Below are 16,805 nucleotides of genomic sequence, written 5' to 3' on the forward strand. Positions count from 1 at the left end.
AAAGTAAAACACAGAAATACATAGGATGAAGACAGCTAATGCGTGGTGTGAATAAGGTTATTTTAGTCGGTACTTTGGGTCGTGATCCTGAAACAAAAACTTTTCCGAATGGTGGCTCGCTAACACAGTTCTCGATTGCAACAAGTGAATCGTGGACGGATAAAAATACAGGCGAACGTAAAGAGCAAACAGAGTGGCATCGTATTGTATTGCACAACCGTTTAGGTGAAATTGCACAGCAATACCTTCGTAAAGGTTCTAAGGTGTATATCGAAGGTTCGTTACGTACCCGTCAGTGGACTGACCAAAATGGTCAAGAACGTTACAGCACTGAAATTCGTGGCGATCAGATGCAAATGCTTGATTCCCGTCAACAGGGTGAGCAAAGTGGTGGTGATTTCAATCAACCACGCTTTAACAATAATCAAGGCGGTGGTTACCAGAATTCTAATGCTCAAAACCAAGGCGGTTATGGCCAAAATAATGGTGGTTTCCAACAGGGTAATTATGCAGGTAGTCCACAAGCTGGAAATGGTTTTAATTCACCTAAAGCACCACAGCCTGCTGCAACAGCACCTGCGGATTTAGATGATGATTTACCGTTCTAACTTGTAAGATTTACTGAACAAGTTTTTCAAAAAGCCCCTTTTCAGCGATTGGAGAGGGGCTTTTGTTATGTCATGACAACAACTTTATTCCTCATATAAACTCTTATAAAAAAGATCATTCACTGATCGCGACTTAGACCGAGTTGATCATCAAACTCGCCAAAATTGTGCATAATTTTTACAATTGGCTCTCTCTTTTATTCTAAAAATGGCTCTCGTTTCTTCGGGGCCGAAACGACAAATTAAAGCCATAGCAAGTATGCATACGGAAACGTTGTTCATTCGTCCTTTCTTTTATTTGAGGAGAGCAGGTTTGAACAACACCATTTTAAGGGATATATGGGGCATTGAGATGAGTCTTTCTCAGGTTGCAAATATCCCCAATAGGTTAAGGAAAATGATATGGCAGCACATCAACACGGTTCTGAAGCCAATCTCTCCCAAAATTTAAAACATGGATTGCAATCACGACATTTGACCATGATCTCTATTGCAGGCGTGATTGGTGGATCATTATTTATCGGTTCGGGCAATGTGATTTACTCCGCTGGACCTGCGGCTGTTTTGGCTTATGCCCTAGGTGGGTTACTGGTTTTATTTATTATGCGTATGTTAGGGGAAATGGCGGTTCAAAACCCTGACAGTGGCTCCTTTTCAACCTATGCTGATCGTGCCATTGGTCGCTGGGCGGGATTTACCATCGGTTGGCTATATTGGTGTTCATGGGCATTACTCATGGGATGGGAGGCCTATGTTGCAGGAAAAATTTTGAATAACTGGTTTCCCTTTATCCCAATTTGGGGCTATATGCTGTTGGTGATTGGGTCCCTGGTTTGGATCAACTTACAAAACGTTAAGAATTATGGTGAGTTTGAATTTTGGTTTGCATTGATTAAAGTCATTGCGATTGTGATCTTTTTAGTGATCGGTAGTTTAGCCATTATGCACCTCTGGCCTTGGGGAGAGGGATCTGCTGCAGGTGTAGGCAATCTCACCGCACAAGGCTTTATGCCCAATGGTTTTTCCTCTGTGATCACCGCTTTACTTGGGGTGATGTTTGCCTATATTGGGGCTGAAATCGTCACCGTTGCCGCTGCAGAGTCGAAAAATCCATCTAAGGAAATCCGCAAAGCATCCAACTCGATTGTATGGCGAATTATGCTGTTCTATGTGGGGTCTATGTTGATTACCGTATGTTTGATTCCCTATAACAACCCGTTGTTAAAAGACCCGACATGGGGAACCTATAGTGTAACTTTGAGTGCTTTGGGCGTCCCAGAAGCACGTCATATTGTGAGTTTCGTGGTGCTGACTTCGGTGTGTAGCTGCTTTAACTCCGCTTTGTATACCTGTTCACGGATGCTATTTTCATTATCTAAACGGGGCGATGCACCCAAAAGTTTTGGTTATTTAAATAAAAAAGGCAGTCCGGGCATTGGTGTAATTGCATCATGTTTATTTGCCTTGTTCGCAACTTTTTTGACCGCAACAGAGAGTATGAATGTGTATGACATTTTCATGCTTGCAACGGGTACGGCAGCGTTGTATGTGTATTTGACCATTGCTTTTTCACAGCTACGGATGCGTAAAAAACTTGAAGCTGAAGGGGCCAAAATTGATTTTAAAATGTGGCTATTCCCTTGGCTGACCTACTTGGTGATTTTCGCGATCATTGGTTCGATCATTACCATGTTGATTGATGGTACATATTTTAAAGAAGTGACCTACACTTCATTATTGGCCTTATTCATTGTGGCAGTAGGTTTTCTGGTTCAGAAATTCAACTGGGGCAAAAACGCACAAAGTGAAATGATTCAAGAAAAGCCATCGCTTTAATCCGAAACCTTGAAGCGAATTGAAGAACCTCATGTTGAGGTTCTTTTTTATTGAATTTATGCGGAAAGCGTCGGCACTTTTGCTTCACGTAGACATTGCAGCAAGACTCCAAACGCCATCACCATGTCTTTTTCATTAACACAGGCAAAGCCCATGAGCAAACCGCGTTGTGCATGAGCATGGGACTGCATATAGTATTGGGACAGGGGACGAACTTTGACTCCACGTTCCAACGCAGTTGCTGCAATCGCGACATCATCACAATAATCGGGGAGTTTTAAAACCAGATGTAAGCCCGCAGCCTCATCGTATTCATGTAAAAACTCAGCACCTAGATAACGTTGAATCAAGCTCACCAAATAATCCCGACGTTTGCCATACAATAGGCGCATACGTCGAATATGCGCTTCATAATGACCTTCACGAATAAATTCGGCTAAAGCTTTTTGTTCCAGTAAATGTCCGCCACGATAGAGTTCTGCCGCAACGATACGTAAGGGTGAAAATAGTGGTTTAGGCACTACCAGATAACCGATCCTCAATGAGGGATAAATGGTTTTACTAAAGGTGCCCATATATAACACGGGGGCATTATGTTCTAAGCCTTGCAGGGCTGGATAAGGTTGCCCAGAAAATCGAAATTCACTGTCATAATCATCTTCCACGATCCAACTGTTGTGCTGGCGTGCAATCTGAATCAACTGTCGACGTCGATCCAAACTGAGATGGGAACCCAATGGATATTGGTGTGAGGGTGTCACAAAGATCAGCTTTGGTGGCTGGGTCGGGTTATTTTCAGGAATAATACCTTCTGCATCGACAGGCATCGGTTGAATATCCAGACCGTTGATCCTGAGCGTGTTGCGCATGCCCCAATAGGCTGGATCTTCGATCCAAACACGATCCCCGATATCGCTGAGCGCGCGAGATACTAAATCAATGGCTTGGTGAATACCCTCAGTGATTATGATCTGATCCGCATCGCATTGCACAGAGCGTGCGACTTTTAAATAATCTGCCAATGCGCTCCTGAGCTCAATACATCCCCCTGCATTGCTATAAATCAGTCGATTGACATCAGGTTCACGACTCAAACGTGCTTGAATGCGACTAAAGATATGGTGGGGAAACTCAGTTACATCGGGTGCGCCCGGCACAAACGCTCCCCATTGATGGGGTGAAGCTGCTGCATAACCCAATAAGTTTGAGCCACGCTGTGATAAAGCATAAGAGCTTTCAATATGAGCTATTTCAGCCTTCTTATTTTTATTTCTGCTGTTTAAAAAAGTTTCAGGCAGTTTTTCAGCGACCCAAGTGCCATGTCCCGTGCGTGCTTCTAAATAACCTTCCGCTTGCAACTGTTCATAAGCACTCAATACGGTATTTCGAGAGACATGAATTTCGCTAGCTAAATCACGTGACGCAGGTAGACGCGTCATAGGTTGGATCACACCATCCATAATTGCAGCACGCAGACAACGGAAAAGACGTTGATGTAGTTTCCCTTCAGTGTCTTGTTGGAGTCTTTGCAGTAAATGATCTCCAAGTAAGCTACGCAATTGGCTCTCTCCTACAGTTTAAAAATGGCTCTCGTCACTTGCCATCAGACGAGCGAAATTACAGCTATAGGCAGCCATTGTATCGCATCCCAAAAATCGACTCCTAGGATGTAAGACCAAAGCTGTAACTGATGATGAAATATGAGGGAATCAAATGGACGCTCAACATTCTGCACTGAATATACGTAAACAGCAAGCAACGCCACGTGGTGTCGGTGTGATGTGTCAGTGGTATGCAGAAAAAGCTGAAAATGCAACGATTTGGGATAAAGAAGGTAAACCATACATCGACTTTGCAGGGGGGATTGCGGTACTCAATACAGGCCATCGTCATCCGAAAGTGATCGCTGCCGTAACAGAGCAACTGACTAAATTTACCCATACCGCTTATCAAGTTACGCCTTATGAGAGTTATGTGGCTTTGGCTGAACGCATTAATCAACGTGCGCCGATCGCAGGTGCAGCGAAAACGGCAATTTTCACCACAGGTGCAGAAGCTGTTGAAAATGCAGTGAAGATTGCACGTTCATACACAGGTCGTCACGGTATCATTACTTTTGGCAATGGCTTTCATGGTCGTTCATTTATGACTATGGCAATGACAGGTAAAACAGCACCTTATAAACGTGACTTTGGTGTGATGCCGGCAGGTGTATTTCATGCGCGTTATCCAGTACCAGAAAAAGGCATCTCGGTTGCAGCAGCGATTGAAAGTGTTGAAGATATTTTTAGCGAAGATATTGCCCCACATGATGTCGCGGCAATTGTGCTTGAACCTGTACAAGGTGAAGGCGGTTTTAACGTTGTACCTGCCGAATTCTTAAAGCGCTTACGTGCTTTGTGTGATAAGCACGGTATTTTATTGGTCGCTGATGAAGTGCAATCTGGTTTTGCCCGTACAGGCAAATTATTTGCCATGAATCATTATGAAACCAAAGCCGATTTGATCACGATGGCGAAAAGCTTGGGTGGTGGTTTCCCAATCTCAGGTGTAGTGGGACGTGCTGAGGTGATGGATGCGCCAAACCCAGGTGGTTTAGGGGGAACGTATGCAGGTAGTCCAATCGCAGTTGCTGCTGCGCATGCGGTGATTGATGCAATCGAAGAAGAAAATTTATGTGAGCGTGCCAATCAACTGGGTGCAGCATTGGTTACTGTTTTAAAAGAAATTCAACAGGCTTCCGGCGAAGTTGTTACTCAAATTCGTGCTTTGGGTTCAATGGTCGCTGCCGAGCTAGAAACAGCAGAGCAAGCAAAAGCAGTACAAACTTATGCAATGGAACATGGTTTATTGATTCTCACTTGTGGTAAATACGGTAATGTCATTCGTTTCCTATATCCGTTAACCATTCCTGCTGAGCAATTCCGTCAAGGTCTCGATATTTTAAAACAAGGTTTTGCAGCATTAACAGCAGACAGTGCACAAACAGTGGAGCAATCTGCATGATTCAAAACAATTTGCAGTATTTATTACAGCACCCCGATATTTCATTCGCTGCGCCAGCAGCTCATAATGATATCGAAGTGAAAGATGCTGCGACCGGCGAAACACTGGCATGGGTAAAAAGCTATGACCGTGCAGGTGTTGAAGCCGCGATTCAGCGTTCAGCCCAAGCCCAAGCCGCATGGAAAAAGCAAACTGCTTTAGTTCGAGCTGATGTGCTTTTGGCGTGGTATCAGTTGATGCTTGAGCATAAAGAAAATCTTGCTCAGATTTTAACTGCCGAGCAAGGCAAACCGTTGGCTGAAGCACGAGGTGAAATTGGTTACGCGGCTTCATTCATCCGTTGGTTTGCAGAGCAAGCTCGTCGTATCGATGGTGAGGTGTTAACGCCAACATTGCCAAATCAACGTTTGCTTGTGATTAAACAAGCGATTGGGGTAACGGCTGCGATCACGCCGTGGAATTTCCCTGCGGCGATGATCACGCGCAAAGCTGCACCAGCAATTGCTGCGGGATGTTCGATGTTGGTCAAACCCGCTGAACAAACCCCTTTGACCGCTTATGCACTGGAAGTATTGGCTTTGCAAGCAGGGTTGCCTGCCGATATTTTGTTAAATATCAGCGGTGATGCGATTGAAGTCGGCAAAACCCTGTGCGAGAGCGATATTGTGCGTAAGCTAAGCTTCACAGGTTCAACCCAAGTGGGTCGTATCTTGATGCAGCAATGTGCGCCAACCATTAAGAAGCTATCGCTCGAATTGGGTGGTAATGCGCCTGTGTTGGTGTTTGATGATGCCAATCTCGATCAAGCCGTTCAGGGCATTATGGCGAGCAAATATCGCAATAGTGGTCAGACTTGCGTCTGTGCGAATCGTATTTATGTGCAAGATGGTATTTACGATGCCTTGGCAGATCGTTTAGTCGAAGCCGTATCCAAGCTACAAGTCGGTGATGGTCGTGAGGAAGCTTCCACCCAGGGCCCATTGATCGATGAAGATGCGATTGCCAAAGTTCAGTCACATATTGCTGATGCGACTTCAAAAGGTGCGACAGTGCGTATCGGTGGTCAGCGTTCAGCACTCGGTGGTACTTTCTTTGAACCGACTGTATTAACGGGCGTAACCCAAGACATGAAAGTGTCGAGAGAAGAAACTTTTGGTCCACTGGCACCATTGTTCCGTTTCAACACTGAAGATGAAGCAGTGGCAATGGCAAATGACACTGAGTTTGGTTTAGCTGCCTATGTATTTACTCAAAGCACAGCTCGTCAATGGCGTGTTGGCGAAGCGCTTGAATATGGCATGGTTGGCATTAATACGGGCGCGATTTCAAATGAAGTTGCGCCATTTGGTGGTGTCAAACAATCAGGCTTAGGTCGTGAAGGTTCAAAATTCGGCATTGAGGAGTATCTGGAAATGAAATATCTCTGTGTGGATCTATCTGAGTAAACCCTAGCTATATAAATACTCAAACTTGTTAAAAAAACGGTCATGCCCATTCATGACCGTTTTTTTAAGTCGAGAGATAGCCATGTTGGTGTTGGCTTTCAGGCAGACGTCTTAAATTTTCGATTAAAGTATCAATCAGTTTTTCAACCACTAAACGTTGTCCTTTGCGTGATGCATAAACCAGTTGCACTGTACCTCGATTAGATTTCCATTCGGGTAAGATATGAATCAATTTACCTTTTTCGATATCGGCTTGCACGGTTAAGTAAGGCAAATCTGCGATACCTAGTCCATCACTAACAGCATAATATACCCCTGCAAGATCATTGCTTCTGACGCGAGGTGTATAGGGAACATCAACCGTTTTATCACTGTTTATATGACATAAATGCCAGAAGTATTGGCTTTTTTGGATCCCCAAAGCCACACTTGGATAATGTGATAATTCTGAATAATGCTGGATGTGTTGTCCCTGCAAAAGTTCAGGTGCTGCAACGAGACAGTGTTCAGTGCGGATCACATCACGAACGATTAGGCTCGAGTCTTCGTTGGGTTCAAAGCTGGTTCTTATTGCAATATCAATATCATCATGCATGAGATCAACACGACGGCTAGTTAGTTCTAAGGCAATTTCGACTTTGGGGTAGGTTTTTAGAAACTCATTTAATAACCGGCGGATTTGGAAATGCATCATCAATGGTGGACAACTGATTTTAACCAAACCTTGAGGTTCACTTTTTTGTTTGAGTAAGACACTTTCAGCACATTCAACTTGTGCAATCACTTTGCAACACTCTTCATAAAACTCTTGTCCGAGTTCTGTTACTTTAAAGTGGCGAGTGGTGCGTTGAATGAGGCTGACATTAAATTTATTTTCTAACTCAATGATCCGACGACTGAGCTTTGATTTACTAATGTGTTCTGCTTCACTGGCAGCACTAAAGCCACCGTGTTTCACCACGAGATAGAAATAATGAAAATCATCAAATGAGTTGATCAAGGTCGATGTAGTCCTATATCGAGAGAAGATTAGAATCATATGCACGATTCTAATCTTCAGCGAGTATTTTATTTTTGTGATGTATTTTGATTATAGCTATTGATCAGGTTGCGATAATCAGGAATGTGATTGGAGAACAAGGCACCTAAACCTTCAATATCATTACGCCAGTCACGATGTAGTTCACACGCCATACCAAACCATGTCATTAATTGAGCGCCTGCTTTAGACATACGATCCCAAGCTGCGTCACGAGTTAATGCATTAAATGTACCAGAAGCATCGGTAATCACAAACACTTCAAACTCTTCTGCAAGTGCTGAAAGTGTTGGGAATGCGACACAGACTTCAGTCACGACACCTGCAATAATCAGTTGTTTTTTACCTGTTGCTTTAACAGCTTTGACAAAGTCTTCATTGTCCCATGCATTGATTTGGCCTGGACGGGCAATATAAGGTGCATCAGGGAACATTTCTTTAAGCTCAGGAACCAGTGGGCCATTTGGACCATTTTCAAAGCTTGTGGTTAAGATGGTTGGTAAATTGAAGTATTTTGCAGCATCTGCTAATGCTAATACATTATTCTTAAATTTATCTGGATCGATATCGCGAACCAGTGAAAGTAAACCTGTTTGATGGTCGACTAAAAGCACTGCTGCATTATCTTTATCTAGTCGAATATAGTCTTGAGCCATTGTTGTATCCTCATGTTGTTGTAAGTTAAATACAAGCGTAAAACGCTCTATTGGTATCTCTGAGAATAATGCTAGTGAAATTACCAAGCCGAATGAAGTCTAAAAAATAGGATAAACAATACTAAAAATGGGATGATTAAGATTGAGGTTGGTTTGATAAGATACAATTACTGGAATTATCCCCTATATTATCGCAGGGATTGTCCCGTATATAGAATAATGTGTTGTCAAACTGGTGCTATAAGCCTTCAAAACAGCAGCGTAAAATAAAAACCAAGATCAGAACTTCTACGTTATAGGAGTACATAGATGAAAAAGATTCTTGGTGTGTTCCAAAATAAACATATGCACTGGGTAGGTGACGGTTTTCCTGTCTATAACCTATTTTCCTATGATCGTTTAGGACAAAGCATTAGCCCATTTTTGCTATTAGATTATGCTGCACCGTATCGCTTTGAACCGACCACAGCTCAGCATGGCGTGGGTACTCATCCACATCGTGGCTTCGAAACGGTAACGATTGCTTATCAAGGTGAGGTGACGCATAAAGATTCTGCTGGCGGTGGTGGTACCATCAAAGCAGGTGATGTGCAATGGATGACCGCAGGTGGTGGGATTTTGCATCAAGAATTTCATTCACCAGCCTTTGCTGAGCAAGGTGGTCTATTTGAAATGGTACAGCTTTGGGTAAATTTACCTGCTCATTCCAAAATGACCCCTGCCAAGTATCAAGCAATTGATGCTGCACAGATTCAACGTATTGCACTTGATGATGTGGGCAGTGAGTTACGTGTGATTGCTGGGCAATATCAAGACACCCAAGGCGCTGCAACGACATTCAGTCCAGTCAATGTTTGGGATGGGACAATTGTTGAAGGTCAGCAACATCATTTTTATGTGACTGAAGGCCATACAACCTTGTTGGTGTTACTTGCAGGTGAGGTGACTTTAAATGAAGTACAACAGATACAATCGCCAAGTTTAGTGGTGCTTAGCCGAGAAGAAATTGATTTTTCAATCAAAGCTGAACAGGACAGTAAATTCTTGATTTTAACGGGTCAGCCACTCAATGAACCGATTGAAGGTTATGGACCATTCGTTATGAACAGTAAAACTGAGATTGCCGAAGCGATACATGATTTCAATAGTGGTAAATTTGGCGTGATGTAATCTATATTGTTTTAGGTATCAATTGTTTATATAAGAAAGCCCATAACTCCGCTAGAGTTATGGGCTTCGGCTATAACGTTCTCTATTGATTTTTTTAATGTTAGGTCACTTATAATTATACAGCTTATTATGTGACTCAGTTCTCATTGTTGTACAAACAGAATAGCCTGAATTTTGCACTTTGCAAAGCCTTTCGAAGCTAAAATATGGAAAAATATAGAAGGATCTGTATATTTTTGACTTTTTTGTGAGATTTCTTTAATAATTTCAGTTGTTTATGTCTATAAAATGAATTGTGATAAAATGTAACTGTAGTAAGCTAAAATATTTAGAGAAAAGTCTGACTTAAATGCTGAATCTGGTATTTTTTAATAAGGTGTTTGGGTTAATGATCGGTCATAATCAATAAAAATCATCAACTGATGGGACATAATTTTGGATATTGCAATTATTGGCAGTGGAATGGCAGGGCTTGCTGCAGCCAGAATCCTACATGATGCAGGACATAAAGTAACGATCTTCGAAGCACTCTCAGGTCGGGGTATGGATAGTCATAGTATAGATTTTGATGGCGGTATCATTGATGCTCCATTGCGTGTGATGAATCCAAAGCTTTGGAAAAACACGTTAAGTTTGGCCACATACTTAGGTATTGAAACCTTTCCAGTTCGTACTTTTATGGCGTGCAGTTGGTTATTTGAAGACAGAACAGATACATGGTTGACGACCTCTCGTAGCCGTATTGGTAATTTTCCGATTATTAATAACCGTAAAGGTATTCAGCAATATGGCTGGCGTTTGGTCAAAGGAATGTTACAGCTCAAAACAGCGGTGAATCAGTTTTTTAAATCTGAGAATCAAGACATTACGCTTGCTGAATTTATGAACCAGTACCATATTGAAGAAGTGTTTTGGCATGGAACGGTCATGCCGGTTCTCTATACTATTTGCACCTGCCATCCAAAAACCATTGGAGAATGGCCAGCAAAACCTTTATTAGAGTTTATTCGCCAATTGACCGAAGGCGAAGCGTTATTGCGAATGAAAGGCGGAACGCCAGCTTTGGTCAGTCGCTTGATTGAGGGGATCGAGATCCATAGTGGCGCTGCGGTTGAGAAAGTTGAAGAGCAAGGCGACAAGATTTTGGTAGAAAATGCACTCGGTCAGAGTCAATGCTTCGATCGTGTGGTGATCGCCACACCAACCCCTGCGATTGAAAATTTCTTGAAACAGCCACAATTTGCTGAAGATATTGCCTTGTTAAAGAAATTTAGATTTGAACAAGGGGATTTGGTGATTCATACCGATCCTGTGGTCATGCCACCACGCCGTAAAGACTGGGCGGTATTGAGCTATATGATGGATCGTAAATTTACTCGTCAGCAGTTTACGGTGTGGATCAACGCGATTGAACCGACTTTGGTGGGTAAAAATGCCGTGTTCCAAACATGGTGTCCTGTGATTGATATTGATCCAAAGAAAATTATTTCTAAAGTAAAACTTACTCGTGCGGTGGTGGACTCAGAAACGGTGGCGTTGAATAAGCAAATTCAGCAACGTCATTTAGACCAAAATCGTAAAGTTTTCTACTGTGGTTCTTGGTCATGTGATGGTCTGCCAATCTTGGAATCAGCGGTGACTTCGGCGATGCATATCTCTGAAATCTTGGGTGCGCCGTTACCTTTTGTTGGGCTTAAACCTAAAGTTAAAGTTGCACCTGAACTCGGTTACTAAGATGACCCGCTTCAAGCAGGCATGGATTGAAAAAATCATTGGGCATAAGTATGCCATTGATGCCAAACGACTCGGTGATGATGCCACGCTTGCTTGGAGTAATTTAGGATATTGGCAAGGCCAATATGATGATTATCCACTCGCATGCCAAAGTCTCGCTGATCAAGCCGCAGGATCGATCCAACTGCAACAGCAGGATCGTGTTTTAGATCTCGGCTGTGGGCAAGGTGCGAGTGTGTTGCATTGGCTCAAGCGTTATCACGTCGAACAGCTCTGTGCAATTGAATTACAAGCCGCCTGTATTGGACGAATTCAAAAAAACTTGCCGCAGGTTGAAAGTTATTGCCAATCTTTTTTGAATTTAAACACACTTCATTTTTTAAATTCATTTGATGCCGTGATCTGCATTGATGCGGCGTATCACAGTCATTTGAATTCATTTCTAGATTCAGTCATTCCCGTTTTAAATTCAAAAGGTCGTGTTGTTTTTCACTATTTAATGTGGTCTGACGCTTGGCAACAGTGTTCCTATATGCAAAAGCAACAATATCGTTTGTTGTTAAAAGGGGCGGATGTTGATTGGCAGCATTTAATGAATGAACCACAGCTTGTGCAAACTTTGGAGCGACGTGGTTTGAGTCAGGTCAAAATTCAGGACTTTTCCGAAGCTGTATTAGATGGTTTTGCGCGATATATTGAAATGCAGCAAATCGACAAAAAAGCATTGGACTTTGCTCAGTTGAAAATCAATATGACTGCCAAGCTGTGCCGAAAACTCTACAGAGATGGTTTGGTACGTTATGCTCAAATCAGTGCAGTGAAAAGTTAGACAATAAAAAAGGCTTAAACTTGAAAGTTTAAGCCTTTTTTGAATTTGATGGTGCCGGCACACGGATTCGAACTGTGGACCTACTGATTACAAGTCAGTTGCTCTACCAACTGAGCTATGCCGGCAACGTGGCGAGCATTTTACCTAATCTAGCTAAAAAGACAAGCGAAAAAATGAGCAATTGGCTGGATTGGGTTGAATTTAGTTGTGATGTGTAGGGGGCGAGGACAATCTGTCAGTGGATTGAATCTAAGTTGGAAGAGCGCGAGTAATGGGAGCTTTTGCTCCTTTATTTTTATGGCTTTGACAGGATATAAGAAAAATGATGTAGAATACCTACTTTATTTTAATTTTTATTTAAATAATAAAGAGTTGGTGGGTAAAAAAATGAACGTTGATGAGTTAAAGAAACAACTATTAGAGTGCCTAGAAGCAGAAGAATTAGATAATTCTCAAATTTTATCTTTAACTCATAAACTTGCTAATACAGATGAAAGCAAAGTTAGATTTTCTGTAGATGCAGGAGTAATTGATAGATTAGGGCAAGAGTTGGTAGCTAGGCAGGAAACTGCCGTTTCTGAATTGGTTAAAAACTCGTACGATGCAGATGCTCAAAATGTGACCCTTGAATTTTGCGATTCTAAAGATATAGGTGGAACTCTTATTATTGAGGATGATGGGCAGGGTATGAGTCGTGAAGAGTTAGTTCATGGTTTCATGCGAGTTTCATCAACTTCCAAAATTCATGAACCAAGATCTCCAATTTTTAATAGACAACGGGCAGGGCAAAAAGGTATTGGGCGATTTTCAGTACAAAGATTAGGTCGAAAGCTTACAATTATCACGCAAATTAAAAATAATGATAATGCACTAAAGCTCGTAATTAATTGGGATGACTATAATAGAGATGGAAATTTATTTACAGTGGAAAATACTTTAGAAGTTATTCCAAAAATTAAAGAGAAAGGTACTATTTTAACAATAGAAAGATTACGTGATCGTTGGAGTAGTGCCTCAATTCAAAGAGTTTATCGTTATGTTTCTGACATAATTACTCCAATATTTCCTATGGATGATACATTAGAAATTGAAGAAGAAAAAGATAAGTTTGTAGTTGATTTTTTGGAAGTAAACCAAGGTAGAAAACAGAAAATCGCTGATAATAATATTATGCTGTATCAACATGCTGTAGCCGTATTAAGTGGCGAAATAGATGAGGCAGGCTGTGGTTGGGTGAATATACAGAGTAAAAAGCTTAAGATAACAAATGAAAAATTACAAATAGGATATGGTCAGGATGATAATCAGTCTATTTTCCCCAATATTCGTGGAGTGAAATTCAAAGTATTTTATTTTATTTTTGAGTCAAGCCTTATTAGTAAACTTCATTCTACAAGTATCAGGAGTAGATTGGCACGAGAAGGGGGTATCAAATTATATCGTAATGGATTCAGGGTATTACCTTATGGTGAGCAAGGAGATGATTGGCTAAGATTGGATGAGTCAGTTCGTCGTAGAGTTATCTTAATTCCACATGGTAATAATAACTTTTATGGCTTTGTAGAATTAGCTGATCCTGAAAATATATTTAATGAAACTTCAAGCCGAGAGGGATTAATTGATAATGCTAGTGTTCGGGAGCTAAAAAATTTTGTTCATAGAGCATTGGTTACAGCAGTAGCAAGGATTGGGGCATTACGTGGAACAAAAGTAGTAGCCTCTCAGAAAAAAGATGGGAATGCATGGAATGATGTAGAATTACGTATAAGAAATATTGCACTTAGCTTAGAAGAGTTAGATAAAGAGTTTGAAGGGGAAGAGAAAAAGGCTTCTAGACGGCGTGCTGTAAAAAAGTTGAAAAAAGATTTGTCTGGTCTAAAAGCTGCCCATGAGGAAGAGGTTAAAAAAATAATTCAAGAGCGTGCAATGCTTAGAGTTTTAAGTAGTGTGGGTATTACAGTATCTCAGTTTATCCATGAAATTAAATACTATATGGATAATATTCAAAGTGATATCAACTTCTTAATTAGAGAGTTGAGTCATTCCGATGATCAAAACCCTTATTTAAAAAGAGTTGAAATCCTAAAAAAGAATTTTGAATCATTTCATAATTATACAGCTTATTTTAATACAGTAGTCTCAGCTAATCTTGTTCGAGAATTAGCCCCTTTGAATATTCGGAATGTGGTTAATTCGTTTATTTCATCTATGCAGCATGATGCTAAAAGACTTGATATTGAAATTTTGACACCTAAATTCAATAACATATTTTTGTTCACGAAGTCTATGCATCCATCGGAATGGTCTTCAATTCTATTTAATTTTTATACCAACTCAAAGAAGGCTATTGCTAGACAAGGAGTTGATGGGAAAATTTTAATAGAATGTGGTGAAGAGGATGGTCGTATTTACTTAGAATTTTCAGATAATGGCGATGGTATTAAAGAAGGAAATGAAGAACTTATTTTTAATGAATTTTTTACTACTACTGCAGTTATTTCATTAGATGCGATTGAGGCAAGTAACGAGGTAGTAGGGACAGGGTTAGGATTGAAAATAGTCAAAGACATTGTAAAGTCTCATAGGGGAAGCGTTGAGGTTGTTTCAGCAAAAGCTGAATTTTCAACGTGTATTCGAGTTGAAGTACCTAAAGCAAGCGAGAAAGAGTTAACAGATTATGGATTATAAAATTGTCTATTTAGAGGATCTCGTACCTGATTCCATTATAGAGGAAATTGAAGAACAAGGCTTAAAAGTAGAGCATGTTAAACCACTGAATAACTTTGAAGATACATTAATTCAAATTAAAAATGTTGAAGCAGATTTAATATTAATGGACTTTCGTCTCTATGCTGGGGTTAGTAAATTTAATGCTCCTCCATTTGCTCAATTCTTCAGAAGCCAAGTAGTAGAGAAGGGTGAGAGCTTACCCATAGTCCTTATTTCTAGTGAAACAGAAATTCATTCGTATTACCGTGATTATACTAGCTTTGATTTATTTGATTTTGCGGTAGAAAAAGAAATTTTCACTAAAAAAATAAAAAAATATTCTAATTTAATGAAAGAGTTAATAGATGGGTATAAAGATCTAAAGACAAAGATTTATTCTCAGGATGGAGTCATTAGTGATTTACTTGATATGCCTGAGCAACTACAACCACGATTAGATAGACGATTATTAGAATTATTAGTAATGGATAAGTATCAAAATGATGCTTTTATGATGTCAGGCCTTTTACTCTCATCTCTAGTTAAGCCTATCGGTATTTTAATAGGCCCTGATGTTCTGGCAGCTAGGTTAGGGGTGACCGTAGACTCTCAAGATTGGGATAAATTATTAAAAGAAATAGATGAATTCAAATATACAGGTTTATATAGCAAAACATATGAGCGTTGGTGGGCACAGGGGATTGATATTTGGTGGAGTAAAAACTTTCCTACAGCAACTTCCTTGCGAAGACTGACTGCGAAAGAGCGTCATAAGTTAATTGGTGAAAAGTTTAATTTCAATCTTAACGCCATAGATCAATCTGAGTTTTCGTGTAGTAGTCGTTACTGGACAATCTGTTCTGGAAATTTAAAACAACCTTTAGATCCGATAGATGGTTTTGAAATTATAAAAGATACAGATGTATCTCCTTGGTTAGAAAGCAAATATTATTCTTTTGAATTCCTAATTGATAATGTAGATCAGAAAATCTTAAAAAAAATAAAAGAGCAGGATCGAAATCGTTTATCACAAAAAATGAGAGGTAAATAAATGCCTTGGGAAAAAGAACAATACTGCAAAGACTTAGTTAAATTTGTAGAGGTTGTAGGGCGTTATGATCAATCAGATATCATTTATAACGGTTTAGGTATTTTGCATAACGTTTCATATCAATTTCAATACTCAAATTCTAATCGATTAGAAATAAAAGATATCGAGCTTCGAATGCATAAGAAGACTTCTGGTACAATTCCATCAGAAGTCCAGTCTTTAAGTATATACATTGATTGTTTATGTGACATTGATTTAACGATAGATCCAAATGATAGAGACATCATCAATCATTACAGTCTTCAACTTGTAATCATGGGATACTCAAGTAATGGTGAATATTTGAACTGTTGGCATCTTGATAAAGATATACCGCCTACGGGTCTCGGTACACATAACCATACCCACCCTAGCTATCATTTTCAAGCAGGAGGGCATCGTGCTGAAGGATTAAATACAGGTCAGTTATTGCTTTTAGGTGCTCCGAGACTTCCGCATCCTCCTATGGACATTTTTCTAGCTATACATTTTGTAATATGTAATTTTTTTGGTAAGAAAGATTTTCCATTTCTGGAATATTTGTTTGCAGATACTGAGTATCAAGATATTTTGGCGCGAGCAAAGCAACGAATGTTTGATCCATATTTTCAGGCTTTTAAAGAAGGATGTAAACATCAAGACTTTAATATCGGGAAAGTATTTCCGCTCGCTGTGTGATTGTA

13 protein-coding genes and 1 tRNA gene are annotated in these 16,805 nt (G+C 40.4%); 10 read left to right on the forward strand and 4 right to left on the reverse strand.

What is annotated here, in order from left to right; all coding sequences use genetic code 11:
• The first annotated feature begins 38 nt into the window (after positions 1–38).
• Both ssb and F2A31_RS00890 read left to right on the forward strand, forming a co-directional pair.
• On the forward strand, positions 39–608 hold the full coding sequence (gene ssb, locus F2A31_RS00880; protein WP_150024788.1) for a single-stranded DNA-binding protein: 570 nt from the start codon (positions 39–41) through the stop codon (positions 606–608).
• A 402-nt stretch (positions 609–1,010) separates the two neighbouring features.
• Positions 1,011–2,444 carry an amino acid permease gene (locus tag F2A31_RS00890; RefSeq protein WP_150024790.1) on the forward strand — a complete coding sequence of 478 codons (1,434 nt, stop codon included), beginning with the start codon at positions 1,011–1,013 and terminating at the stop codon, positions 2,442–2,444.
• A gap of 56 nt (positions 2,445–2,500) precedes the next feature.
• Here the strand turns inward: F2A31_RS00890 and pdxR are convergent, their stop codons facing one another.
• On the reverse strand, positions 2,501–4,003 hold the full coding sequence (gene pdxR, locus F2A31_RS00895; RefSeq protein WP_075314457.1) for a MocR-like pyridoxine biosynthesis transcription factor PdxR: 1,503 nt from the start codon (positions 4,001–4,003) through the stop codon (positions 2,501–2,503).
• Between the two features lie 154 nt (positions 4,004–4,157).
• On the opposite strand from pdxR, the gene gabT reads away from it, so the two are divergent.
• Positions 4,158–5,450, forward strand: coding sequence for a 4-aminobutyrate--2-oxoglutarate transaminase (gene gabT, locus F2A31_RS00900; RefSeq protein ID WP_150024791.1), 1,293 nt, complete (start codon positions 4,158–4,160; stop codon positions 5,448–5,450).
• Positions 5,447–6,895 carry an NAD-dependent succinate-semialdehyde dehydrogenase gene (locus F2A31_RS00905; protein WP_150024792.1) on the forward strand — a complete coding sequence of 483 codons (1,449 nt, stop codon included), beginning with the start codon at positions 5,447–5,449 and terminating at the stop codon, positions 6,893–6,895. The genes gabT and F2A31_RS00905 overlap by 4 nt, the downstream gene beginning before the upstream one ends.
• Before the next feature lie 64 nt (positions 6,896–6,959).
• On the opposite strand, the gene F2A31_RS00910 is transcribed toward F2A31_RS00905, so the two are convergent.
• Positions 6,960–7,934 (reverse strand): LysR substrate-binding domain-containing protein, encoded by a 975-nt coding sequence (locus F2A31_RS00910; RefSeq protein ID WP_171490543.1) that lies wholly within the window; start codon positions 7,932–7,934, stop codon positions 6,960–6,962.
• A gap of 29 nt (positions 7,935–7,963) precedes the next feature.
• Positions 7,964–8,590 carry an isochorismate family cysteine hydrolase YcaC gene (gene ycaC, locus F2A31_RS00915; RefSeq protein WP_150024793.1) on the reverse strand — a complete coding sequence of 209 codons (627 nt, stop codon included), beginning with the start codon at positions 8,588–8,590 and terminating at the stop codon, positions 7,964–7,966.
• A gap of 309 nt (positions 8,591–8,899) precedes the next feature.
• Here ycaC and F2A31_RS00920 point away from each other — a divergent pair, with 309 nt between their 5' ends.
• The 3 genes from F2A31_RS00920 to F2A31_RS00930 all read left to right on the forward strand — a co-directional run bounded on the left by F2A31_RS00920 (position 8,900) and on the right by F2A31_RS00930 (position 12,323).
• Complete coding sequence (locus tag F2A31_RS00920; RefSeq protein ID WP_150024794.1) at positions 8,900–9,760, forward strand: pirin family protein; 861 nt, start codon at positions 8,900–8,902, stop codon at positions 9,758–9,760.
• A gap of 435 nt (positions 9,761–10,195) precedes the next feature.
• Positions 10,196–11,494 (forward strand): FAD-dependent oxidoreductase, encoded by a 1,299-nt coding sequence (locus F2A31_RS00925; RefSeq protein ID WP_150024795.1) that lies wholly within the window; start codon positions 10,196–10,198, stop codon positions 11,492–11,494.
• A 1-nt stretch (position 11,495) separates the two neighbouring features.
• Complete coding sequence (locus F2A31_RS00930) at positions 11,496–12,323, forward strand: SAM-dependent methyltransferase (RefSeq protein ID WP_150024796.1); 828 nt, start codon at positions 11,496–11,498, stop codon at positions 12,321–12,323.
• Between the two features lie 49 nt (positions 12,324–12,372).
• Here the strand turns inward: F2A31_RS00930 and F2A31_RS00935 are convergent.
• Positions 12,373–12,448, reverse strand: a tRNA-Thr gene (locus tag F2A31_RS00935).
• Positions 12,449–12,620: 172 nt separating this feature from the next.
• Between F2A31_RS00935 and F2A31_RS00940 the strand changes: the two genes are divergently transcribed.
• From F2A31_RS00940 to F2A31_RS00950, 3 genes are read left to right on the forward strand one after another with little or no spacing between them, the layout of a single operon-like run.
• Complete coding sequence (locus F2A31_RS00940) at positions 12,621–15,011, forward strand: sensor histidine kinase (protein WP_171490544.1); 2,391 nt, start codon at positions 12,621–12,623, stop codon at positions 15,009–15,011.
• Entirely contained in the window at positions 15,001–16,083 is a 1,083-nt protein-coding gene (locus tag F2A31_RS00945; protein ID WP_150024798.1) for a hypothetical protein, read from the forward strand. The genes F2A31_RS00940 and F2A31_RS00945 overlap by 11 nt, the downstream gene beginning before the upstream one ends.
• The gene (locus tag F2A31_RS00950) at positions 16,084–16,800 is read left to right on the forward strand and encodes a hypothetical protein (protein WP_150024799.1); all 717 of its coding nucleotides are present in this window, start codon (positions 16,084–16,086) and stop codon (positions 16,798–16,800) included.
• The last annotated feature ends 5 nt before the right edge of the window (positions 16,801–16,805 follow it).

Source organism: Acinetobacter suaedae, from assembly GCF_008630915.1.
In the GTDB taxonomy this organism is placed as follows: Bacteria; Pseudomonadota; Gammaproteobacteria; order Pseudomonadales; family Moraxellaceae; genus Acinetobacter; species Acinetobacter suaedae.